Annotated in this window: 18 protein-coding genes and 1 tRNA gene; 7 read left to right on the top strand and 12 right to left on the bottom strand. The window is 39.2% G+C overall.

Annotated elements, in window-relative coordinates; genetic code table 11:
- Positions 1-20 precede the first annotated feature (20 nt).
- The 7 genes from GQO80_RS13245 (at position 21) to GQO80_RS13215 (ending at position 4,409) form a co-directional block, all read left to right on the top strand.
- Positions 21-1,052 carry an asparaginase gene (locus GQO80_RS13245; RefSeq protein ID WP_157208846.1) on the top strand — a complete coding sequence of 344 codons (1,032 nt, stop codon included), beginning with the start codon at positions 21-23 and terminating at the stop codon, positions 1,050-1,052.
- Positions 1,053-1,121: 69 nt separating this feature from the next.
- Positions 1,122-1,209 (top strand) — tRNA-Ser (locus GQO80_RS13240).
- Positions 1,210-1,287: 78 nt separating this feature from the next.
- Positions 1,288-2,061, top strand: a complete 774-nt coding sequence (locus GQO80_RS13235; protein ID WP_157208845.1) for a MotA/TolQ/ExbB proton channel family protein — start codon at positions 1,288-1,290, stop codon at positions 2,059-2,061.
- A gap of 22 nt (positions 2,062-2,083) precedes the next feature.
- Positions 2,084-2,503, top strand: coding sequence for a hypothetical protein (locus GQO80_RS13230; RefSeq protein ID WP_232333186.1), 420 nt, complete (start codon positions 2,084-2,086; stop codon positions 2,501-2,503).
- Positions 2,504-2,510: 7 nt separating this feature from the next.
- Positions 2,511-3,098 carry an ExbD/TolR family protein gene (locus GQO80_RS13225; RefSeq protein WP_157208844.1) on the top strand — a complete coding sequence of 196 codons (588 nt, stop codon included), beginning with the start codon at positions 2,511-2,513 and terminating at the stop codon, positions 3,096-3,098.
- Between the two features lie 20 nt (positions 3,099-3,118).
- Positions 3,119-3,595: an ExbD/TolR family protein gene (locus tag GQO80_RS13220; RefSeq protein ID WP_157208843.1), complete on the top strand. Its 477-nt coding sequence runs from the start codon at positions 3,119-3,121 to the stop codon at positions 3,593-3,595.
- 121 nt (positions 3,596-3,716) lie between these two features.
- Positions 3,717-4,409, top strand: a complete 693-nt coding sequence (locus GQO80_RS13215) for a porin family protein (protein WP_157208842.1) — start codon at positions 3,717-3,719, stop codon at positions 4,407-4,409.
- A 21-nt stretch (positions 4,410-4,430) separates the two neighbouring features.
- Here GQO80_RS13215 and GQO80_RS13210 read toward each other — a convergent pair whose 3' ends face one another.
- The 12 genes from GQO80_RS13210 to GQO80_RS13155 form a co-directional block, all read right to left on the bottom strand.
- On the bottom strand, positions 4,431-5,039 hold the full coding sequence (locus GQO80_RS13210) for a hypothetical protein (protein ID WP_157208841.1): 609 nt from the start codon (positions 5,037-5,039) through the stop codon (positions 4,431-4,433).
- Positions 5,036-6,496 (bottom strand): RNA polymerase factor sigma-54, encoded by a 1,461-nt coding sequence (gene rpoN / locus GQO80_RS13205; protein WP_157208840.1) that lies wholly within the window; start codon positions 6,494-6,496, stop codon positions 5,036-5,038. The genes GQO80_RS13210 and rpoN overlap by 4 nt, the downstream gene beginning before the upstream one ends.
- Before the next feature lie 98 nt (positions 6,497-6,594).
- Complete coding sequence (gene asnS, locus GQO80_RS13200) at positions 6,595-8,028, bottom strand: asparagine--tRNA ligase (RefSeq protein WP_157208839.1); 1,434 nt, start codon at positions 8,026-8,028, stop codon at positions 6,595-6,597.
- Positions 8,029-8,640: 612 nt separating this feature from the next.
- Positions 8,641-11,037, bottom strand: a complete 2,397-nt coding sequence (locus GQO80_RS13195; RefSeq protein ID WP_157208838.1) for an efflux RND transporter permease subunit — start codon at positions 11,035-11,037, stop codon at positions 8,641-8,643.
- A 47-nt stretch (positions 11,038-11,084) separates the two neighbouring features.
- Complete coding sequence (locus tag GQO80_RS13190; protein ID WP_198037785.1) at positions 11,085-12,344, bottom strand: hypothetical protein; 1,260 nt, start codon at positions 12,342-12,344, stop codon at positions 11,085-11,087.
- Positions 12,345-12,432: 88 nt separating this feature from the next.
- A complete protein-coding gene (gene frr, locus GQO80_RS13185; protein WP_157208837.1) occupies positions 12,433-12,990 on the bottom strand; it encodes a ribosome recycling factor in 558 nt (185 codons plus the stop codon).
- Positions 12,991-13,034: 44 nt separating this feature from the next.
- Complete coding sequence (pyrH, locus tag GQO80_RS13180; RefSeq protein ID WP_157208836.1) at positions 13,035-13,742, bottom strand: UMP kinase; 708 nt, start codon at positions 13,740-13,742, stop codon at positions 13,035-13,037.
- A 136-nt stretch (positions 13,743-13,878) separates the two neighbouring features.
- Positions 13,879-17,325, bottom strand: coding sequence for a DEAD/DEAH box helicase family protein (locus GQO80_RS13175; RefSeq protein WP_157208835.1), 3,447 nt, complete (start codon positions 17,323-17,325; stop codon positions 13,879-13,881).
- Positions 17,326-17,603: 278 nt separating this feature from the next.
- Positions 17,604-19,241, bottom strand: coding sequence for an ATP-binding protein (locus GQO80_RS13170; RefSeq protein WP_157208834.1), 1,638 nt, complete (start codon positions 19,239-19,241; stop codon positions 17,604-17,606).
- A 145-nt stretch (positions 19,242-19,386) separates the two neighbouring features.
- Positions 19,387-20,526 carry a restriction endonuclease subunit S gene (locus GQO80_RS13165; RefSeq protein ID WP_157208833.1) on the bottom strand — a complete coding sequence of 380 codons (1,140 nt, stop codon included), beginning with the start codon at positions 20,524-20,526 and terminating at the stop codon, positions 19,387-19,389.
- Between the two features lie 115 nt (positions 20,527-20,641).
- A complete protein-coding gene (locus GQO80_RS13160; protein WP_157208832.1) occupies positions 20,642-21,496 on the bottom strand; it encodes a hypothetical protein in 855 nt (284 codons plus the stop codon).
- A gap of 1 nt (position 21,497) precedes the next feature.
- Complete coding sequence (locus GQO80_RS13155) at positions 21,498-22,730, bottom strand: HsdM family class I SAM-dependent methyltransferase (protein WP_262885578.1); 1,233 nt, start codon at positions 22,728-22,730, stop codon at positions 21,498-21,500.
- Between the last annotated feature and the right edge of the window lie 96 nt (positions 22,731-22,826).

Below are 22,826 nucleotides of genomic sequence, written 5' to 3'. Positions count from 1 at the left end.
TCAAAAAAAACGTAAATCAAATGTCAAAGCCCAACATATTGCTAATTTATACAGGCGGCACCATTGGTATGATCAAGGATTTTAAAACAGGGGTGCTAAAAGCCTTCGATTTTAAAACCCTTTTGGATAAAATTCCCGAGCTGCACCTTTTGGAATGTACCATTGAAACGGTTTCTTTAAATGAACCTATCGATTCAAGCAACATGAACCCGCGCTATTGGGTGCAAATTGCCGAAATCATAGAGTCAAATTACGCTTCATGCGACGGTTTTGTGGTGCTTCACGGCAGCGATACCATGAGCTATACCGCTTCCGCACTAAGTTTTATGTTGGAAAATTTAGCAAAACCCGTTGTTTTTACAGGGTCGCAATTGCCCATTGGCGATTTAAGAACCGATGCCAAGGAAAATTTAATAACCTCCATTCAAATGGCATCATTACAAGAAAACGGGAAACCCTTGGTAAAAGAAGTTTGTTTATATTTTGAATACAAATTGTACCGCGCCAACCGAACCACGAAATTAAATGCTGAAAACTTTAAGGCGTTCGCTTCCTTAAATTATCCCGAACTGGCAGAATCTGGGGTGCACTTAAAAGTAAATTATGAACATTTATTCAAGCCCGATTTAAAAAAACCATTGCTTGTGCATAAAAATTTAAGCACCAATATTGCACTTGTAAAACTGTTTCCGGGCATCTCGCTAGCGTTTTTAAAGAGTGTTTTGGCGACACCAAACCTAAAATCGGTGATTTTGGAGACTTACGGCGCCGGAAATTGCACTACCGAAGCATGGTTTATTGCCCTTCTTCAAGAAACAATAAACAAAGGCATCCATATTATAAATGTTACGCAATGCGCTGGCGGAAGCGTGATGATGGGGCATTACGAAACCAGTAACCAACTGAAAGACATAGGAGTAATATCAGGAAAAGACATCTCAACCGAAGCGGCAATAAGCAAACTCATGTTCATGTTAGGGCAAAAAACAGCCCCTGAAATTTTCAAGGCCATGTACGAAACCTCTTTACGCGGAGAAATGTCTCAAAATTAACCTTTAAAATTTTATGGATTGAAGATTTTTTCGTTATTTGAACCCCGTAAATAAGTACAATTGAAATACAGAGAGGTGGCCGAGTGGTCGAAGGCGCACGCCTGGAAAGTGTGTATACTCCAAAAGGGTATCGAGGGTTCGAATCCCTTCCTCTCTGCTGTAATTTTTATTTTTTTATTGTATTTTTTTTATATCTTTAACACTTTAATTAACTAATAAAATTAAGATTTAGAACATGAAAAGATTATTTTCTATCCTTGCCATTACAGGAATGATGGCATTTGGAACTGTTAATGCAACAACCAATGCAAGCACAAACACAGCTACAACAACGGTAGCAACCATGACACAAGATGAAGCGGCAGCTCCTGCCGAAGAACTTGGTTTTCATCAAGAATTAAAAAAGAGGTTTATTGAGGGTGGCCCTGGATTTATGGGCATCGTTCTATTATGTTTAATTCTTGGACTAGCAATAGCTATCGAGAGAATTATCTTTTTAAACCTTTCTACCACAAACACAAAAAAATTAACCCAAGAAGTTGAAGACGCTCTTGCTTCTGGTGGCGTTGCTGCTGCAAAAGAAGTTTGCAGAAACACAAAAGGCCCCATCGCTTCTATCTACTACCAAGGATTGGACAGAACCGACGAAGGTTTGGACGCTGTTGAAAAAGCGGTTATCGCTTACGGTGGAGTGCAAATGGGCCAATTAGAGAAAAACGTATCTTGGATTTCATTGTTTATCGCTTTGGCACCTATGTTAGGGTTCATGGGAACAGTAATCGGGATGATTCAAGCGTTTGATAAAATTGAGGCTGCCGGCGATATGCAACCATCACTTGTTGCGGGTGGTATTAAAGTAGCACTTTTAACAACGGTATTTGGTCTTGTTGTGGCAATGATCCTTCAAGTTTTCTACAACTATATTATTGCTAAAATCGATAGTATCGTTAATGATATGGAAGATGCTTCCATCACGTTAATGGACTTATTGATTAGAAATAAAAAGTAATAATTTTAATAAAATATTAATCATGAATTTACACAAAATACTCAAGTATTTGGCTTACGCCCTTGGTATTATTGGAACTATATTTGCTTTGATGCTGATGATGACAGATTCAGATAGCATGATCGACAATATCTTGATAGTTACCTATGTAGTACTTTTTGTTGTAATAGCCTTAATTCTTGTATATGTTATCAAAGGCTTATTTGCTGGCGACATCAAAAAAACCTTGATAACTGTTGGTCTGTTTTTAGCTGTGATATTAATTTCTTATATGATATCCTCGGGTACAGACCTGGACTTAAAACAATTTAACGACAAAGGTTTGGGCATAACAGAAGGTATTTCTAAAAATGTAGGGGCAGGTCTATATGCTTTTTATATTCTTAATAACCGTTGCAATTATCGCAACCTTCCTATCAAGCTTGAAAAAACTTTTAAATAAATAAATTATGGCAAAAAGAGCAGCACCAGAAGTAAATGCAGGCTCCATGGCCGATATCGCGTTCTTACTATTGATATTTTTCTTGGTAACAACCACTATTGAGACTGACTCTGGTATTAACCGTAAACTGCCTCCAATTGAAGATAATAACGAAAATGTGGTTATCAAACAAAAAAACATTTTTACCGTACTTTTAAACGGTAGAGACCAGTTGCTTGTTGAAGATGAACCCATGGAACTTAAAAATTTAAGAAAGGCAGCTATTGAATTTTTGGATAATGGCGGAGATGGCACTTGTACTTATTGTAAAGGTAAGAAAGACCCAACATCTTCCGATAATCCGGATAAAGCCATCATATCATTAAAAAATGACCGTGAAACATCCTATAAAATGTATATAGCCGTTCAAAATGAATTGGTGGCAGCATACAACGTTTTAAGGGATGCAAGAGCACAATCATTATACGGCAAGTCATTCTCCGAAATGGAAGCAAACCTTAATGATGTGAACTGGCCAGGAAACAAAACAAAGTTAAAGGAACAACTTGAAAAAATAAAAGTAGAGTATCCCCAAAAACTTTCAGAAGTACAATAATTAAAATTTAACACATTATTATGGCTAAATTTAATAAGAAACCAGGAGGCGAAATGCCAGCTATATCAACAGCATCGTTACCAGATATTGTGTTTATGCTATTGTTCTTTTTTATGGTTGCTACCGTGATGAGAGAGAACACCCTAATGATCGAGAATAATTTACCTTATGCAGATCAAGTTGAAAAGCTTGATAAAAAGGACTTGGTTATGTATATATATGCAGGAAAGCCAAGTGCAAATTACAAACAATATGGTAATGTAGCCCGCATTCAGCTTAACGATAAATTTGCCGATGTAAACGACATTGCCGCTTTTATTGCAGCAGAGCGCGCCTCAAAAAGAGAAGAATTAATACCATTTTTAACGACCGCTTTAAAAGTGGATAAAGATGCCAATATGGGTTTAATAGGTGATATTAAACAGGAATTGCGCAAGCAAAATGCCTTAAAAATTAATTACACAACCAAAAAAGGTAGTGTATTTGGTAGAGATTAATTTCTAAATTCTTAATTTTATAAAAAGGCGCGCTGAAATTTCAGCGCGCCTTTTTATTTTTAATACCTTCACAACGTCATTTAGTGTTACCGGTTTATTCACCACAAATTGTCATTTTAAAATGAAATGTTTATTAAGGGTATGGTTTGTTTTGTTTAGTGTTCATCTGTGTTATTCACAAGAGGATAGTTTGGTTGTTGCAGATGCCCATTATAAGGAAGATCAATTTTATATTGGAATAAGCTATAATTTATTGGGAAACAAGCCCAAGGGAATCAAACAAAGCGGGTTTTCAACAGGGCTTCACTTTGGGGCGATAAAGGACATGCCGTTAAACCAAAACAGGAATATTGCCCTAGGCATTGGGCTTGGTTATTCATTAAACACCTACAACCAAAATTTACTTATCAATAAAGATGCCACTGGCCGCGTGGTTTATGCCATAATAAGCGATACTAATTTTTATACAAAAAACAGGTTCACCACCCAATCGGTCGAGCTTCCCATTGAGTTTCGTTGGCGTACCTCAACCCCAACAGAATATAAGTTTTGGCGCGTTTATACGGGCTTTACGGTGGGCTACCAGCTATTTAATTCCGCTAAGGCAAAAGGAGATTTTGGGAATTTGAAAATCAAGAATAGTACCGATTTTAGTAAATTCCAATATGGTTTAACGCTTTCTGCGGGGTACAACACCTGGAATTTATATGTTTATTACGGCTTAGACCCTGTTTTTTCAAACAAGGCAAAACTTTTAAACAATGCTGTTGAAATGAATGCCATTAAAGTTGGCTTAATGTTTTACGTGCTTTAAATGCTGGTTTAGGGCGCGCAATTACAACCAATAGGTTACCAAGATCAATTGTGGGATGGTGCCTATAAAAACACCTGTAAGCAATTCGGTATAGGTATGGGCTTTTAAATGAAGGCGCGATGTGGCAACCGCTCCCATGATGATACTCATTAAAACCAATGTTCCAAGAATATTGATGCTGAAGTGGATGCTTAAATTTATAAAGAACATGAACAATCCAGAAATGGAGATCATGTGGATGCTGGCCTTAAATTTGAATACAGCAAGCATTAAACACGCCATAGTTGATATTAAAACACCCACGAAAAAGTAATAAAGCTCAATGATTTGTGAGGCTGTGATGATGCGTTGCAATATGATTAGAACAATTACGCAATTTAAGGCCAAAGGGAAAATACGCTCGTTGGTTGATTTTAAATGAATGGATTGCACCTTGTTCAAGGTTTTTAGTAGAAAGTAAAGTAGAATGGGCAATACCAATGTTAATATGAACAGCGATATTAATTTGGCCTGAACAATTTCTTTGGGAATAAACCGGGGTGATTTTGAAAAATAAAACAGCACGCCCAACAAGGGCATGATTAGAGGATGAAAAATAAACGAGATACTCCTTAAAACACGATCCATCATATCTTTTTGCGTAACCGCGCTACCGGAATATCCAGTTGTTCTCTATATTTTGCTACGGTACGTCGTGCAATGGGGTAACCTTTATCTTTTAATATAGAAGCCAAGGTATCATCGGTTAAGGGTTTTCGTTTTTCCTCTTCCTCGATAACCGTTTCCAATATTTTTTTTATTTCACGGGTTGAAACGTCTTCCCCTTGGTCGTTTTTCATCGATTCTGAAAAGAACTCTTTAATCAATTTTGTTCCGTATGGGGTATCCACATACTTACTGTTTGCAACTCTTGAAACGGTTGAGACGTCCATGGAAATCTCATCGGCAATATCCTTAAGGATCATGGGCTTAAGGTTGCGTTCATCGCCCGTTAGAAAGTATTCCGATTGGTAGTGCATAATGGCACTCATGGTAATAAATAACGTTTGTTGCCGCTGTTTAATGGCCTCAATAAACCATTTGGCGGCATCTAGTTTTTGCTTGATGAAAATAACAGCATCTTTTTGCGATTGCGATTTGTCCTTCGACTCTTTATAGCCTTTCAGCATGTCGTTATATTCACGCGACACATGAAGCTCGGGGGCGTTACGTCCATTAAGGGTTAGTTCCAGTTCACCATCCACAATTCTAATAGCAAAATCGGGCACCACATGCTCAACAATACGGTTGTTTCCAGAAAAGGAACCTCCAGGTTTTGGGTTTAAATGTTCAATTTCATGTATGGCATCCTTTAGTTGGATTTCAGAAATATCGAACTTTTGAATTAATTTGTCATAGTGTTTTTTGGTAAATTGGTCGAAAGCCTCATCAATAATAGCAATGGCCAATTCGGTATCGGGTGTTTTTTCCTTTCGGTGCAATTGGATGCTTAAACACTCTTGTAAGTTTCTGGCACCAACGCCGGCAGGATCTAACTGGTGCACTATTTTAAGTACTTTATTTATTTTTTCTTCGGAAGTATAAACGCTTTGGGTAAATGCCAAATCGTCCATAATATCCGATAAAGAACGACGTATATAACCGCTTTCATCGACGCTGCCTACTAGAAATTCGGCAATTTCACGTTCCTCCTCATCCAGTCTGTAAGTGTTTAACTGACTGATGAGATGTTGCGTAAACGAGGTGCCCGATGCATAAGGCATGGTTTTTTCTTCATCGTCGCTACTATAATTGTTGGCTTGTGTTCGGTAATCGGGAATTTCATCATCGCTTAAATAGTCATCTACATTAATATCGTCGTTCCCAATGGTTTCAGAGTCGTCATACTCATCATTTGAATTATCAAAATCGGTGTCAAAATCGTTTTCTAATTCTTCTGAACCCCCTTCAAGCGCAGGATTTTCTTCCAGCTCTTGCTTTAAACGCTGCTCAAAGGCTTGTGTGGGCAACTGGATCAATTTCATTAATTGAATTTGTTGCGGCGACAGCTTTTGCGATAATTTGAATTGTAAATGTTGCTTGAGCATTTTTTGATTTGGTTTCTGTAAAAATAATAAACTATTTCTAATAAAAAGACCTCACAGGTTTTTAAAAACCTGTGAGGCCCGATGGATCCTTGTTTATTTTAAAATTCAGCATTTTGGGGTGTTCTAGGAAACGGTATCACATCACGAATATTGCTCATACCGGTTGCAAACATAACCAATCGCTCGAACCCAAGGCCAAAACCGGCATGTACCGCGGTGCCAAATTTGCGCATGTCCAGATACCACCACAACTCTTCCTCGGGGATGTTGATGGCTGCCATTTTTTGCTTTAACACATCCAAACGTTCTTCACGTTGGGCGCCACCCACAATTTCACCAATGCCGGGAAATAAAATGTCCATGGCGCGAACGGTTTTGCCATCGTCGTTCAAGCGCATGTAAAACGCCTTGATGTTGGCAGGATAATCGAACAAGATTACGGGGCACTTAAAGTGTTTTTCAACCAAATAGCGCTCGTGCTCGCTCTGTAAATCGGTGCCCCATTCGTTAATGATGTATTTGAACTTCTTTTTCTTGTTGGGGGTGCTATCGCGCAGAATATCAATAGCTTCGGTATAGCTTACACGTTTAAAATGGTTGTCGGTTACAAAGTTTAGTTTTTCAATCAGGGTCATCTCGCTGCGTTCGGCCTGTGGTTTTGCTTTGTCCTCTTCCTGCAAACGCGCATCTAAAAAGTCTAAATCTTCACGGTTGTTTTTTAGGATGTATTTCAGCACGTATTTCATAAAATCCTCTGCCAAATCCATATTGCCTGCCAAGTCCATAAAGGCCACTTCGGGTTCAATCATCCAAAATTCGGCGAGATGGCGCGAAGTATTGGAGTTTTCAGCCCGAAACGTAGGCCCGAACGTATAGACTTTCCCTAAGGACATGGCGTAGGTTTCGGCTTCCAACTGCCCAGAAACGGTTAGGTTGGTTTCCTTTCCGAAGAAATCCTTGGTATAATCAACGGTACCTTCATCGGTTAAAGGCGGTTTTTTTGCATCTAAATTGGTTACCCGAAACATTTCGCCAGCGCCTTCGGCATCACTTCCGGTAATGATGGGCGTGTGCACATAATAAAAACCGTTGTCGTTAAAATATTTATGGATGGCAAACGATAGGGCGGAACGCAAGCGCATCACCGCGCTAAACGTGTTGGTGCGGGTGCGCAAATGGGCATTTTCCCTTAAAAATTCAAACGAGTGTTTTTTGGGTTGGATGGGGTAGGTTTCGGGGTCGGAGTCGCCCAAAATTTTAATGTGGTTAACTTGTATTTCTACTTTTTGGCCTTTCCCCTGGCTTTCAACCAAATCGCCTTTAATATGGATGGCAGCCCCTGTGGTGATGCGTTTTAAGAGGGCTTCGTCGAATTTCTCGAAATCGACCACACATTGGATGTTGTTTATGGTGGAGCCATCGTTTAAGGCAATAAAACGGTTGGCGCGAAAGGTTCTAACCCAGCCTTTTATATCAACTTCAGAACTTACAAAATCTTGGGACAGAAGTTCTGAAACGGTACGTGTTTTCATAAGCATAAAAATTTATGATGCAAAGATACTGGTTTCATGTTTTAAAAATGAAATTGTTGATTTCAAAAAATCAATATTATTGGGAATTTGGAATTTAGTTTTAGGAATTTCTATTTGTTTAGAATACACGCTAACATGCTTTGGCAGGCAAGGAAGCATATTTAATCTTGCAGAATAATATATTCAAGTCTTGATAAAGCTAACAGCGCAAATAATACTGCTGAAATGGCATATAATCTTTTCTTTAGTGATTTACAACTTTCATCTTTTTTAGAAAACATAGTCTTAAAAAGAAGAACCAGATTATATAACATGCCTATAATAAATAGAATAAATATAAATATGCGCCACATAAACATTGAAAATTTTAGATTAACAAATTTTGGAAAAGCCACTTCATCGCCACCACTAACGTTCGTTCGCAACGAGTGCTGGAAGCGTTTCTTTAAAGTACCTCTATATTTTAAAAGTTATCAAACAAAAATAGATTTTATTTGATATTAATTTTTAGCAAACCACTTTTATTTAACTATATGGTATTCGTAGAAACGATTGCAAGCGAGATATTGAAAATTAAATTCCAATTCCAAAAAAGTTGGTATTATTCTGAATTCAAAATTCAGAATTTGTATCGTCTTCATCAGGAATAATATTTATCGCCGGCTCTTTCAATACTTCTTTATTGGCAATGCTACGTTCCAACGACAATAATAAGGAAGGCAGCAGCAGCAAATTCGATAACATGGCAAACAACAAAGTGGCCGAAACCAAGGCGCCCAAGGCCACCGTGCCACCAAAACTGGAAATGGTAAACACCGAAAAACCAAAGAATAAAACAATGGACGTGTAAAACATACTAACGCCCGTTTCACGCAGTGCGCCATATACCGAGGTTTTTATTTTCCAGTTATTGGCCTGCAATTCCTGCCGGTATTTTGCGAGAAAATGAATGGTATCGTCCACCGAAATACCAAACGCAATGCTAAACACCAAAATGGTGGAAGGTTTTATGGGAACGCCCAAATAGCCCATTAAACCGGCGGTTACCAGCAAGGGGATAAGGTTTGGGATTAGTGAAATAACAATCATTCTACCCGACCTAAACATGTACGCCATAAACAAGGCTATTAAAAAAATGGCCAATGAAAGTGAAATGGCTAAATTTTTAACCAAATAGGTGGTGCCTTTTTGGAACACCAGCGCCTTGCCCGTCATGGTTACGGTGTATTGTTCCTTGGGGAAGAGCTTGTCTATTTTGGTTTGGATGTTTTCTTCGATGCGCGCCATTTTATCGGTACCAATATCTTTCATAAAGGTGGTAATGCGGGCGTATTGGCCGGTGCTGTCCACAAAGTTTTTCAGTAAATCGATGTTGGAGGTTGAGTTTTTGGCATACGATAAAATAAAACTATTTTCTTGCGAGGTTGGCAGTTGGTAAAAATTGGTATTGCCATTATAATAGGCCTGTTTGGAATATTTTACCAAATCGACCACCGAAATGGGTTTCGAGAGTTCGGGCGTTTCATGGATGAGTTCCTGCAATTCGTCCATACGTTTTAGCGTTGCCAATTTCATAACGCCTTGTTTGCGCTTGGTATCAATAACAAACTCTAAGGGCATGATGCCGTTAAATTCGCGTTCAAAAAAGCGGATGTCGTCAAAAAACTCGGTTTTCTTAGGCATGTCTTCAATTAAACTTCCCGAAATCTTTATCTGGTAAATGCCAATAATGCTAACGATCAGCAATACCAAAGCGGTGGAATAAATGGCGATACGCTCGTGTTTTACCATGCGTTCTATCCAGTTTACAAAGCCACCAATCCAACGTTTGTTTAAGTGCTCCAAATGCCTATCCTTAGGGTGCGGCAAAAATGAATAAAGAATGGGAATGATAAGCAAACACAGCATAAAAATAGAAAGAATGCTTAGTGATGCTACCACACCAAATTCCTTTAAAAGCGAACTTTGGGTTAGTATGAATGTTGAAAAACCACAAGCCGTAGTAACATTGGTCATTAAAGTAGCGTTACCAATTTTTGTGATAACCCGTTGCAACGATTTTACCTTATTGCCATGAAGCTGTACTTCGTGCTGGTATTTATTGATTAAAAAGATACAGTTTGGAATACCTATTACAATAATAAGCGGCGGAATAAGTGCTGTTAAAACGGTAATCTCGTAGTTTAAAGCGCCCAAAATGCCTAAGGTCCACATAACCCCAATGCACACAACCACCAACGAAATGAGGGTTGCCCGAAACGACCTAAAAAAGAAAAAGAAAATAAGCGAGGTTACAAATAAGGCCGCCAAAACAAACCATACAATTTCATCAACAATCAATTGGGCGTTTAGCGTTCTTACATACGGCATGCCCGAAATATGCACCTTTAAATGGTTGGTTTCTTCAAACGCCTTAATTTTGGGTTCTAATTCATTAAGTACAAAATCCTTTCTGGCCGAGGTGTTCACTATATCCTTATCCAAATAAATGATGGTTCTAATCGTTTTGGTTTTCTTGTTGAAAAGAAAATTATCATAGAACGGATATTTGTTGAAAAGCTCATATTCCAACTCTTCAATTTGGGCCATTGAAGCAATGGAATCCTTAATGAAAGGTTTAAGGATGAATTTTTGGTTGATGGTGTCCTTTTCAAGCTTTTGAAGGTCTTTAACGGAAATAACGGCATCAACTTCCTTGAATTTTTTTAAATTTTCCGATAGTTTGTTCCAGGCATTCAGCTTGCTTACCGTAAGCAAAGTACTGTCCTTTACCCCAATAACCACCAGGTTGCCCTCTTCGCCAAAAATTTCCAGAAACTTATTGTAGTCAATATTTGCTTCGTGGTCATCTGGTAACAGGTTGGCTTCGGTATATGTAAAACGCATATTTTTCCATTGCGTGCTGAACAAAATGGTAATGATGGCGATAGTGACCAGAATGGTAATTTTATTGCGCAGAATCAATCGGGCGATCACACCCCAAAAATCTTTGGTAAAAAGTTTAAACATGCCTTAAATAAAAGTAGGGCAAAGGTAGGGAAAACCGCTATAATACATCACAAACTCAGGTTAAAAGTAAATTTAAAAGCAACATTGTCATCAATTTGCGGCAAATGGTATGCCCCATACCGGTAAGTAAAGCTTAGGCCGAAGCCAAAAAACAGCTTGTTTATCTCAAAACCAGATTCAGTATATCCTTTTTTTAGCGACCCAAAGGTTACATTTTCATGTCTTTCGGGGTGCTTGGTATCGCCAATGGCGTAACGCGAAATTAAAACCAGTTGGGGTTTGTAGCGATTGCTGATATAAAAGGGCTTTAAAAAATGTTTGAATTGAAGCGTTGCGAACCTATCGGAAAAGAACTCATTAAAAAACATGGTTTCAAAACTATTGATGCCCGCCACCGAAAAACGCTGCATTACGGTTTCTTTGTTGATATTGTTGGGGTAGGCGTGGTATAGATGTGTTAACGGAATATCGCCACTGGCAACCCCAGCAACCAAGGTAATTTCTGAAATATGCTCCTTTCCTGTTTGGTATATGGTTCTAAAATCCCATTTTGAAAAGGCCAGATCGCTGTTTAAAAGATTCTTAAAGCTTTTGGTGTATTGCAACGTTATGATAGGGAACTGTTCCTTTGGCTTGGAATGGGTTTCCAAAATTTCAGTAGTATTTAAAGGTTGCCATTGTACTGCTATTTTAGCGGTACTCAATCGAAACGCATGCAGTAAACCGTTGTTGGTAACAAAGTTATAGTTGTAGGTGGGGTCGATATCGCTTAGCGTCCATTCGGTTTCCGTTTGAATGTTAGGTGTTATTGCGTGCCCCAGGGTTAGGGCTTTTGTTATGTGTTTATGAAACAGATTGATGTTCAACAGCCGTGGTTCAAAAAATTGGAAAAAGCGTTTATCGGTTAAAAATTTGGTGCTTCCCGTTTCCTGTAAGTCGTCGGTATAAGAAAGGCCCAACCATGTGTTTGTAGGCTCGTTTAACCGTGCACTTCCACCAACACTGTATTTAAAACGGTGGTCCCTAAAGCCATAAACGCCATAACCGTTTACACGGAATTTTTCAGAGAACGCCTCGTTGGTTATGCCGCCAATACCCGTTCTTATGCCTTCGTACTGGTTGAATTTTATAAGATACCTTAAATCGAAGTTGAAGTATTTGGTTGGAATGTAGCCATTTCCCAGATTTTTAACAAAATGGGTCTTTACCGAATCTTGCGCTGGTTGGGATGGTGTTTCAGATGAAGCTTGCCCTTGAACAACAAACGTACAAGAAAAAAACAAAAAAAACACATAAGGTTTTAGCATGTGTACGGGATGTTGCGCAGTAAGGTTATAAAAAACATCCCGTCCCGATTGGTATCGGGAGGTGTTGGGATGGATTGTTTCATTAAAATTAAACCGTCATGATTTCCTTTTCCTTGGCATCGAAAAGTTCGTCAATTTTTCTAACATAGGCATCAGTTATTTTTTGAACATCCATCTCTGCATTTTTTTGCAAATCTTCCGAAACATTCTCTGTTTTCTTAATGTCGTTGTTGGCTTCTTTTCTGGCAGCGCGCACGCCAATTTTGGCATCTTCGGCTTCTGCCTTAGCTTGTTTGGCCAAATCGCGACGGCGTTCTTCGGTTAACGGCGGCACGCTAATAATAATCATGTCGCCATTGTTCATGGGGTTAAATCCAAGGTTAGCTATTTGAATCCCTTTTTCAATTTCCTGAATCATCTTTTTTTCCCATGGTTGCACGGTAATGGTTCGTCCATCGGGGGTATTAATGTTGGCAACTTGGGTAATGGGGGTTTGGGCGCCATAATAATTTACCATTACGCTTCCCAACATGGCAGGACTTGCTTTGCCCGCCCGAATGTTTACAAATTGCTTTTCCAGGTGCTTGATGGCACTATCCATCGCTTCTTTTGCTGTATCAAGTATAAATTGTATGTCTTCGTTCATAATATCAAACTTTTACGATCAATTATTGAAAAAATAAGTGAAATTTAGATGTTTACTTCGGTGCCAACTTTTTCGCCAGAAACCACTTTAAGCAAGTTTCCTTTTTTGTTCATGTCGAATACAATAATGGGCAGTTGGTTTTCCTGACTAAGGGTAAATGCGGTGGTATCCATAACTTTCAAGCCTTTTCGCAATACGTCCTCAAATGAAATAAAGTTGAATTTAACGGCATTGGTATCTTTTTCAGGGTCTGTGTTGTATATGCCATCAACGCGCGTTCCTTTTAAAATCACGTCTGCTTCAATTTCAATAGCCCTTAAAACAGCGGCAGAATCGGTAGTGAAATAGGGGTTTCCGGTACCACCACCAAAAATAACAACCCGTCCTTTTTCCAGGTGGCGCATGGCTTTTCGGCGAATAAAAGGCTCTGCCACTTGGTTAATGTGTACGGCCGATTGCAAACGGGTTGGCAACCCAGCATCTTCTAAAGCGCTCTGTAATGCTAAGCCGTTTATAACTGTGGCAAGCATGCCCATGTGGTCGCCCTGTACACGATCCATGCCATTACTTGCGCCGGCGACACCTCTAAAAATATTGCCGCCACCTATAACAATGGCCACTTCTACGCCTTTATCGGTAATGGCCTTAATATCTTGTGCATATTCTGATAAGCGTTCTGGGTCGATACCGTACTGGCGATTTCCCATGAGGGCCTCACCTGACAGTTTTAAGAGAATTCTTTTATATTTCATTGTTGTTTTTGAAAGTTTAGCAAAATTACATAAATTTTTGTAGTTATATGAAGCCCCATTTATGAAAATATTAAGAGCTAGAAAATATAACCATTTTTTGGTTTGCCATAGCCCATAACCTTTCCTACATTCTTTGTTACCCTGCGTTGTCGTTCACGGTATCTATTATGGATATGATGTGACGAACATCGCTTTCATCATCAAAAACACCCATAATACCGGCGTCGTGGGCTTCGTTGAATGGCGGTTTTACCAAGAGCGATTTATCCAACGTGCCATTAACGTTCAGGTAGTTTATCAAGGTTTTTATGAAGGTGATTTGTTCGGGTCTTAGATTTTCCTTGGAAATGTAATCTGCAAACAACCCGTTCACAACTTCAATATCCAAACCAATAACACTGCGGATAAAGTTGCCTAGGGGCATGTTGCCATATTCCCGTTGATAATCGGCTTTGGTGCCAATGGTGTCTTCAAATAAGAATGTTTCAAGAAGTGCCAGTTCCTTTTCGGTTATGGGTATGTTTTTGTGCAGTTTGTTGACTACCAAATGCGATTTGTTTTTTCGGATAAACGATTCCACACGGTCTTTATAGCTTTGCAGATTGGTGTAACTTGGCATGATGTGCACATCTTCAACCCTGTCTTCATACAACATATCCTCAAAATCGGTGTAAACGGGCTTTACATGCTCAATGTCAATAAACTTGATGAGTTCCCTTAATTCGGTCCTGATATGCTCTATCTGGGTTAAACTAATGGCGCTCCAAAACGACTGGTCCTTTACTTGGTTTATGGTGCCCAATTTTGTGTGTACTACGGGAATGTTCCTTTTTTTATAGAGGTTTACCCCAATATTATAGATTTGCTGAATGTATTGTTCCTGTGATTTTGAGGCGTTTAGCACTGCCCATTGCAAACGCAAACACAACAAATCGAAACGTTTGGCCAGTTCGTCATCATCCTCCTTGTAAGTGGGCAAATGGCTTAAATGATTGCAAATATCCGAAACATCGCCAACTGTTAAGTTGTTCCAGCGTTCCCTAGCTTTGAAGGCCTTTACAAAGCGCAACGATTTTCTAACTTCAAAGCGATCTTCATCCAACGCTTCAATAGCCTTATGTAGTTGATGGGTGTAGTTTACGGCCAGGGCATCATCCTCGGGCGTAGCAAGCTGCAGGTTTCTTATGGCGGTAATAAGCTGCAATTTGGTTTCAAACACTTGCTGCGACAAGGTTTTGGAAACACTGTTTTTTACACCATCTGGAAATTCATCAAAAAACTCAAAATTGCCACAAAAATCAAATATTAAAAAATGTTGTTTATCCTGTCCCGGACCAAATAAGTGAGGGCGCAATCGGGTGCCCCTGCCAATCATTTGCCAATATTTGGCATACGACTTCACTTCCTTAAAAAACACCAAATTGACCACCCGTGGGGCATCAACCCCCGTATCCATCATATCGACCGATACCGCTATTTGGGGCTCCTGTTCCTGCTTGTCATCACAAAATCTTTCCAGTAAATCCTGTGCCTTCGATTCGTAATTATCAATAACCCTTAAAAACGAACCGGCATATTCGGGATAGTTTTTATTAAAGCGTTTTTCAATAAATTGGGCATGCGTATGGTTTTTGGCAAAAATGATGGTTTTGCCCAGTTTATCGCCACCTTCTACTTTAATGCCTTGGTTCATTAAAAAATCCAATACCACATCGACGGTTTTTGTGTTGAATAGAAAGGTGTGGATCTGGCTTTTGTTTATCTGTACCGCATCGTCATCGGGCGTTGTTTCAAAACTTCCAAACTGTTCTTCAAACTTGCGTTTATCAGCTTCCGAAAGGTCTTTATATTTTACCCCTTCACGCACAAACTTAACAGGTACTTTTTTCGCTTTTGGTGGTACCAGATGTTTGTCTTTCACCGCTTGGTTTAGTTCGTAGGCAAAAGTGGGATTATCATCCTCAATGCCAAATAGATTATAGGTATTGTGGTCTATATCCTTTTTGGGTGTTGCGGTTAACCCAATAAGAATGGCGTCAAAATAATCGAAAATAGCCCCGTATTTTTGGTAAACCGACCGATGTGCCTCATCGATAATAATCACATCAAAATGCCCAACCCCATAAAAGCGTTTGGTATCATCTTTCAGGTTATCAATTTTATTCATAATGGTAGGATAGGTTGAAAACACCAAACGGGTTTTGTTATCCTCCTTTTCCTTGGTTAAATCGATGGCGCTTAAATGGGGCAGATGTTCCTTAAATGAATTTTTGGCCTGTGTTACCAGCGCATTCCTATCTGCCAAAAACAGGATGCGTTTGGCCCAATTGCATTTGGTAAACATATCAACCATGGCCGCGGCCGTCCTGGTCTTTCCGCTACCCGTAGCCATAACCAAAAGGGCTTCGCGCTGTTTGCCCTTTAAACGCCCTTGGTGGGTGGTTACCAAAGCTTCGGCAACCCGTTTGGTAGCTTCTATTTGATAATCTCTGTTTATTATAGATTTATTCACCTGAAACGGCCTCATATCCATCCTGGAGTGGCGCTGTTCAATTAAAAAATGAAGTTCATCCTTGGTATAAAACCCGTGTATTTGGCGTTCAGGATAAAAGGTATCGTCCCAAATATAGGTTTCAAAACCATTGGAGTAAAATATTACCGGACGTTGCCCTGTGGTATGCTCCAAACAATTGGCATATAACACCGCTTGGTGCTTTCCTTTTTTGGCGTCGTGCAGCGTTTGTTTGGCCTCAACCACGGCAAGTGGCAGGCCGTTATCGCCCCAAAGCACATAGTCCACATAACCCTTGCCAGAAGGATTGGTAGCCACCGGCATGCCCGTTACCGCAAACTCAATATCGGTGCCCGGTTTTAGGTTGTCCCAGCCTGCTTCTTTTAGCAACACATCAATGTACAGCTTTCTGGTTTCCAGTTCGGGGGTTAGCGCCGGTATTTCCAAAGCTTCGTTAACAACTTGCTTACGTGCCTGTTTGCGTTCCAACAATTGCTGTTGCTGGTTTTCAATTTGGCGTTTTAAAAGGGCATTTTCCTTTAGCAATTCTGCTTGTTTTGCCTGTTGTGCTTTTAGGTCTTTTAATTGTTTTTCGGCCTCATCAACAACACGCTGCAATTCCTTGGCGGTACTATCTTTTAACTGTGCATCTGGCTGCGGCAGGTAGGCTTCCTCAAAATCAGGGATTTCTGGGTTGGCATGGCTGTAATATTTACTGATGTACGATGCAAACCTAAAAACACTGCGCAAACAAATAAGGGCTTCGCGTTGGGTTACTTTTTTGCCATGCGCCGCTTGGTTGCCTATGTGCCTTACCAAGTTAAGCTCCTGAAACATGCTGGGCTTTATGGCATTTTTAAAATCATGATGGTGCATCAAGGCGTTTAGGGTACTATCATAAGGCCTGGTAAATTCGGGGTCGTTATCATACAGCCATGCCACGCCCAACTCCAATACAATCCTACTTTGCAAAGCGGCATACTTGGGCTTGGTAAACACATGGCTTTCGGCCTCTGTGGCCTCTTGGTATAATTGCAGAAACTCTTGCTTTAGGAAATTGAAATTGCTCATTTAGGAAAATACCGTTTAAGGTTTTAAAAGTAAGGATTTTCTATTGAATTTCTGCTTCGTTTATAAAAATTAGAATTTCTTTACATGTTTTGTTTTCAGGTAAAAGAAAAGGTGTTTTTCTTTATATGAATAAACAATAAAAATATTTTTATATCAACATTTTAGTACTTATTTCATGGTTTTATGTCGATAAAAAGTATTGAAATACAGTGATTTAACAAAAAACCCATTCATTATATCAACATTTATATCAACATTTTTATGTTTATTTCATGTATTTATGTTGATATCATATATTTCGTTCCTTTCTTTTCTCCCAATTTTACTAATAATTCTTTTTCAATCATTTCATCCAATTTGGCTTTAAGGGTGCGTTGGTTAATTTCGCTACCAATACGTTTATTAATCTCACTTATGGAACTTTCAGGATAATTCTTTAAATCTTCATAAATTAATTCTTGAAGTCTATGTGGTTCAATACGTTTTAAATTGGTTTTCTCGATAAAATCTGTAGTTCTTAAAAATTCTGGATTCACATAATACAATGTACCTTTTGTTTTTCCTTTAGATAGTATAATTTCTAAATTTAGTAAACGCCCTAACCAATGTTGCAACTCGTTTGGTTTAGAAGCGTTTAATTCTTTAGACAAATCTATTGCGGTGATTCCTTCTTTTTGAGCTATTAAGCCTAATGCTATTAATTCCTTTTGACGTAATTGAAGTTCCTTTGAAGCTTTATCCATAAGCTTTAAAACATTATTACTAATAATTTGCTTTTTAACAGTTACTACAACACGGTCGTTTCCTTCAATAACTTCTGGCACTTCTTTACCGTTACCAAGAAGCACTTCATAAACCTTATCATAACCACTGCCTTCTTTTTCCATTAGCTTTAAATCGTAAAATAATTTGGCAAGTAGTTGATTGCGCTGTACAGATTTAGTTAAAATATTATCTGGTGTTACACCAAGTGGTAATAGCCCAGGGCTATGAATTTCCAATCGGTCTGGATATAAATTAATAAAAATATCACCACGCATGGTGTAATTTCTATGTGCAAAAGCATTGGCAATAAGTTCCCTAATAACCTCTGGTGGGTAGTTGTAAATGTTTTTCCTAAAAATACCATCGGAAACCTCTATAAACTCGTTCCAATCTGGAATTTGCGTAATAATATCTGAAATTAACTCTTTAGGGTTATGTGAGTAATCATCCCAAACCTTTTTATATATTTTATTTCCATCTTCATTATACTTAATAAACTGAACCGATGGTGCATAATGCAAGGTTGCTCTATCTCTGCGCTTACCTATCCATAAAACCCCCAAATTTGTTAAAAACCCGTTGTGGGTTAAAAAATAATAATCGGTAATTTCTTCTGTGGTCATGTCTTTAATAAAACCACTAACACGCTCTGAACTTTTTACGTCTTTTAAGAAGGTATTGAACTTTTCAATATCACAATCTGCCAGTACAATTTTTTTAACTGTTTTTTCTTCCCAAACAAAGGCATTTTTCTCTGAAAACAAGCGTTCAATTTGGTCTGGCATTACGGGCTTACATTCGTCTGAAACCCTAATGTAATATCTGCCATCGGTAGTACTGGCAATAGATTGTGCGCTTCTAAAAACAGTAAGCTCTATATACTGCCCCCCGTTATCTGCTGTAACTATTTGAGGCGCAATACCAACATTTAATGCCAAGGACGGAATGCGCTTGTTAATTTGTTCAATAAGTTGTTTAGATATTTTTTGTGAAGCTTTAGGCACATCTTCATCATCTTCAATGCCAATAAGTATTTTACCGCCATAGCCATTGGCAAAACACACACAGTCTTTAGCCAACTCTTTCCAATTGGCAGCATTGCCTGAAATTAAGGTTAATGATTTTTTATCTAAACTACTATTTTCCTTCATGGAATAAATATATTAATTTTTTTCGCTTTATGTGGTTGATTTGCTGTGTTTACAATAACGACATTCCAAAGGAGACGCGACTGAAGTAATTTGTTAATTATTTATCGTTTCATTTCATGAGATTGCTTCGTGCCTCGCAATGACGTTACAACGCCCCTTTAAATGCCCTTTGCAACAAACTATTAAACAACTGCTCGCTTTTTTGTAAGGCGTCTTGGGCCTGTTGTTTTTGTTGTTCTATAAGCTGTACGCGCTCTGCGAATTGGGTTTGGAGGTGGATTGGGGGATTTAAAACCGGAAAGTTCCTCATAGTTTTTAATGAAACATTTTTTATAGTACTTCCAGTAGCTTCTCCTGTTGCATATCTTAAAAAATAATCACTATCAATCAAATAATATAAATAGATTTTATTAATTTCATTAGGAATTATATTGAAATAGCAAGCACTTTTTCCTAACATAATTTTCTCATTATTGTAAAACGCAACCTTCCCAATAGAACCATTTATTGAAACTAAGAAAGTATATTCATTTAAGTCCCTATGATGTTTTAAAGCCTCACCTTTTGTTACAGTTTTTGTTTTTGAATTAACCATTATTGACCCTTTTTCAAGATTATTTCCGTTAACAAAATAATATGTTCCATTTTCATCATAAACTGGTGTACCATGAATACCGTCGCCTAATTTAGAAACAAACTTTGCTAATTTCTTTTTCTCCCACCCCATCGGGTTCGTAACAGGGTCTCCAAACATATCCAAAAAGAGGCTTTGGGTTAGGGCGTCGTATTTGGCGATAAGTTGGTGGTTTAGTTGGCGCAGGGTGTCGGCTTCATCTAAAATGGCGGCGATGCGCTTTTGGGTTTCTAGAGTGGGGAGGGGGATTTTAATTCCTTGGATTTTCTTTACTGAAAGATGTTTTACTGTTGCAAAAGATGTTGTATCTTCAAGAAGTTTCAGTTCTTTAGGTAAGAAATATAGTAAATACTTATCATCAAGAGCCTTTCTATTCTTTGACCAAATTTTACAAACCCGCTGATTTAATAATGCCTTTCCGCCTTGCCATTCCGATAACCTAAAATCACCATCCATCCCGATTAAAAAATCACCATCTTTCACAATAAATTTCTCATTATATTCTCCTGGATAATAAGTATTAGAAATATTTTTGCCTACATCCCTAATTCTAATGAGTGGGACACCGTCGCCTTTATCATTAAAAAGATTAGAGTCGAAGGCGTAGCCAGACAAAATTTCAATATAACCATCTAATTCAACTAATTCCATACTTTTTCAATTAACAGATTGCTTCGTACCTCGCAATGACGGTGGCGTCGTGTGTTTCAATTAACAGATTGCTTCGTGCCTCGCAATGACGGTTTGATAATGTGTTTCATTTATATTACAAATTGTCTATTTGGTTAAACCGCTCTGCTTTGTCAAGCAATTTCTGAAATTCCAAGTCGCCAATTATGGGTGCTACAATGGTGTATTCATCTACCAGTTGCCAATCTTGGGGTAGGATGGTATTGAGGTGGTCATTGGTTATGGCAATGAGTTTTTCGTTTTTTTCAAATAAGATAAAATCATATTTTTTTATGATGCACGGGGTAAGATTGGTAATGAGTTTCAATATTTTAGGATTCTCGGAATCGCCGTTCGATTGCAATAGGTTGCCGTACTCGTAGTCGGGTAGGTGATAGTTAATCTCCAATATTTTGCGGTGCAAGTTCTCGGAAAATTGTTCATCAGGTTGGTGGCGGCTCATTTTTTCCAAAAGATTTCTTCCAATGTTTACTTCCCGGATGGGACCAAACAGCGTCATGGGGTCGCCACTATGGTTTACGAGGGTTCTTATAAGCTTGGCATCCGATAGAAACTTGTTATGCATTTGAGCCTCATCAAATAAAGGCATTGGGGTTTCAAGATATTCTTCTGATGCGTCTTCAAGTTCTTCATCATAGTCGTCATTATCCTTATAAACTTGTCCGTGACATAAATTGCAGATGGTTTCTGCCAGTTGGTTGGTCAGTTCATAATCGGCATGATTGGCGCAAGCTGTATTTCGCAGCTCCAACCAAAGAGGTTCTTCAATAGTTAAGTCCACACCTCGTGTAGATGCGCCATGTATCCAAAAATAGCACAGATTTTCTGCACGTTGCTCGTATGCCACATGGCTTACCTTGGCTTCAATGGTTTGACAAAGCAAATCAAAATCAAGGGGTTTTGATATTTTTATATAATGTAAAATGCTCATTTTAGTTCATCATTTTCTCCAAATTCAACAACGCTTCTGCGCGTTTGTTATCCAAGGCTTTAATTTCTTTAATTAAAGTTTCGGGTTTTTCGTAGGCTACTTCTTCGTACACAATTTCTTTGTAGCGGTTTATGGAAAGGTCCCAATCGTTGGCGATAATTTCTTGTTTTGGTACTAGGAAGCTGGGTTGGGTGCGGAGCCTTTCCGCCCCGTCCTGAGGACACCTTTGTGGCGTAGGGGTAATTGCCACCCCGTCCTGCGGACACCCCTCCGAGGGAGGGGAATTTACCACCCCGGTCTTCGACCACCCCTCCGAGGGAGGGGAATTTAGGATGGATTGGGCCTCTAGGAGTATGTGGGCAATGTCGCATTTGCCTTTTACTTCCTCAACGATGTTTTCTGGTTGGGTAAAACATTGCTCGAAGGCTTCTTCGCTAAGTAATGGGTTGCGCTTGTCATCTAAACTTAAACCATCGGCTTTCATGTCGTAAAACCAAACTGTATCGGTACCCCCGGAATTGGTCTTGGTGAAGAACAAAATGGCGGTACTTACCCCTGCATAGGGCTTGAACACCCCACTTGGCATGCTAATAACGGCTTGCAGCTGCTGGTTTTCTACCAACTCCTTACGGATGCTTTTGTGGGCATTGCTGCTGCCAAACAACACGCCATCGGGCACAATAACCGCGGCACGCCCGCCTACTTTTAGCATGCGCAGCATAAGGGCCAAAAAGAGGAGCTCGGTTTTTTTGGTTTTGGTTATGGTAAGGAGGCTGCTTTCAACCTCATCATAATCCAAACTGCCTTTAAAGGGCGGGTTTGCCAGAATGAGGGAATATTTGTTTTCAATATCGGCATTGGCTTCACTAAGGGCGTCTTTACCTATTAGGGTCGGGTTTTCCATACCGTGCAGTTGCATGTTCATGGCGCCAATGCGCAACATGGTGGGGTCGAACTCTACGCCATTGAACATCTGGTTGTTAAAATGCTCCCTAAAGGTTTTTTGGTTGAACCAATCTTTGTGCTTATCGTAAATGTATTGGCCTGCCGCCACCAAAAAGCCCGCGGTACCGCAACTGGGGTCGCAAATAACATCGTCTTGTTTGGGTTTTACAATTTCTACCATCATGCGGATGATGTGGCGCGGGGTGCGGAACTGCCCGTTGGTGCCGGCCTCGGCAATTTTAGAGAGCATGTATTCGTACAGGTGCAAAAAACGGGCATAGTATACCACCCACAGCGGATTAAAGTGAGCATAGTGCGGCGGGTGAAAGTGAACCACCTACAGCGGATGAAAGTGAACCACTAAAAATCGATTCTATTTGTAAAG

The organism is Mariniflexile maritimum (assembly GCF_009746565.1).
Classification (GTDB): domain Bacteria; phylum Bacteroidota; class Bacteroidia; order Flavobacteriales; family Flavobacteriaceae; genus Mariniflexile; species Mariniflexile maritimum.
Note: the sequence above shows the minus strand (reverse complement) of the source record. Positions and strands in the feature narration are given on the sequence as shown.

Coding starts and splice junctions, on each gene's coding strand:
- frr (WP_157208837.1), bottom strand. CDS start 12,990: ATGAACGAAGACATACAATTTATACTTGATACAGCAAAAGAAGCGATG.
- pyrH (WP_157208836.1), bottom strand. CDS start 13,742: ATGAAATATAAAAGAATTCTCTTAAAACTGTCAGGTGAGGCCCTCATG.
- GQO80_RS13210 (WP_157208841.1), bottom strand. CDS start 5,039: ATGATGGATCGTGTTTTAAGGAGTATCTCGTTTATTTTTCATCCTCTA.
- GQO80_RS13170 (WP_157208834.1), bottom strand. CDS start 19,241: ATGAAGGAAAATAGTAGTTTAGATAAAAAATCATTAACCTTAATTTCA.
- asnS (WP_157208839.1), bottom strand. CDS start 8,028: ATGAAAACACGTACCGTTTCAGAACTTCTGTCCCAAGATTTTGTAAGT.
- GQO80_RS13220 (WP_157208843.1), top strand. CDS start 3,119: ATGGCTAAATTTAATAAGAAACCAGGAGGCGAAATGCCAGCTATATCA.
- GQO80_RS13230 (WP_232333186.1), top strand. CDS start 2,084: ATGAATTTACACAAAATACTCAAGTATTTGGCTTACGCCCTTGGTATT.
- GQO80_RS13235 (WP_157208845.1), top strand. CDS start 1,288: ATGAAAAGATTATTTTCTATCCTTGCCATTACAGGAATGATGGCATTT.
- GQO80_RS13195 (WP_157208838.1), bottom strand. CDS start 11,037: ATGTTTAAACTTTTTACCAAAGATTTTTGGGGTGTGATCGCCCGATTG.
- GQO80_RS13245 (WP_157208846.1), top strand. CDS start 21: ATGTCAAAGCCCAACATATTGCTAATTTATACAGGCGGCACCATTGGT.
- rpoN (WP_157208840.1), bottom strand. CDS start 6,496: ATGCTCAAGCAACATTTACAATTCAAATTATCGCAAAAGCTGTCGCCG.
- GQO80_RS13175 (WP_157208835.1), bottom strand. CDS start 17,325: ATGAGCAATTTCAATTTCCTAAAGCAAGAGTTTCTGCAATTATACCAA.
- GQO80_RS13160 (WP_157208832.1), bottom strand. CDS start 21,496: ATGAGCATTTTACATTATATAAAAATATCAAAACCCCTTGATTTTGAT.
- GQO80_RS13225 (WP_157208844.1), top strand. CDS start 2,511: ATGGCAAAAAGAGCAGCACCAGAAGTAAATGCAGGCTCCATGGCCGAT.
- GQO80_RS13165 (WP_157208833.1), bottom strand. CDS start 20,526: ATGGAATTAGTTGAATTAGATGGTTATATTGAAATTTTGTCTGGCTAC.
- GQO80_RS13190 (WP_198037785.1), bottom strand. CDS start 12,344: ATGCTAAAACCTTATGTGTTTTTTTTGTTTTTTTCTTGTACGTTTGTT.
- GQO80_RS13215 (WP_157208842.1), top strand. CDS start 3,717: ATGAAATGTTTATTAAGGGTATGGTTTGTTTTGTTTAGTGTTCATCTG.